The sequence below is a fragment of the Shewanella sp. 10N.286.45.A1 genome (genome assembly GCF_041470405.1).
In the GTDB taxonomy this organism is placed as follows: Bacteria; Pseudomonadota; Gammaproteobacteria; order Enterobacterales; family Shewanellaceae; genus Shewanella.
Window position 1 is genome coordinate 1 of the sequence record NZ_JBFRMK010000151.1, and the last position, 880, is coordinate 880.

General features: G+C 44.3%; 1 pseudogene. It reads left to right on the forward strand.

Features of this window, described 5'->3' with window-relative positions:
- Window positions 1-58 precede the first annotated feature (58 nt).
- Window positions 59-880 (forward strand): annotated as a pseudogene (locus tag AB4238_RS12310) (IS3 family transposase); the annotation flags it as partial.

Here is an 880-nt window from a genome sequence, read left to right on the forward strand (position 1 = left end):
TATTCTGGTCTAATCGATCTGGACACCTTGATTGTGGATAATAGAAGCATCAATTGAGGTGAGCATGAATACGAAAAGACAGTACCGAACTTATACCAAAGAGTTTAAAGAGGAAGCTTTAGGCTTAATAACCGAACAAGGCTACAGCGTCCCACAAGCCGCAGATGCACTTGGAGTCACAGCTAACCTGCTTTATACATGGAAACAGAAGGCAGAAGAGCTAGAAAACTCTTCTGTGACTTCAGATGAAAAAACTGAGCTTCTAGCTCTTAGAAAAGAGGTTAAGCAGCTTCGGGTAGAGAAAGAAATCCTAAAAAAAGCCAGTGCCTTCTTCGCGAAAGAAATGAAGTAAAGTTTCGATATATTCGAGACAACCGCTCTCAATTCGAAATAAAAACAGTTTGCAAGATACGGCAAGTCAGCCGCAGTGCCTATTATGACTGGCTAACGAGACCCGCTAAGATTATTAGCGAAGGTGAGCTAAACCTGTATCGCTCGGCGAAGCGCTTGTTCAAGCGTAGCCGTAACAGTTTAGGCTCTCGTCAGTTAGCTAAAAAACTACGTGAAGAAGGCTACGTTATTGGCCGTTATCGCACTCGTTCTATTATGCGTAAGTTAGGCTTAGTGGTGACTCAGCGGCAAGCTTATAAAGTCACGACGAAACGAAAGCACAGCGACAGTGTTGCGGATAACGTGCTGAGCCAAAACTTTAACCCACTTTTGCTTAATCAGATTTGGGCCGGTGATGTGACCTACCTGAGAACTAACCAAGGCTGGGTCTACCTAGCAATCGTAATGGACTTGAGCTCTAGGCGCATCATAGGCTGGAGCATATCAAAGCGAATGACGGTTAATTTAGTTGAGCGGGCATTACAGATGG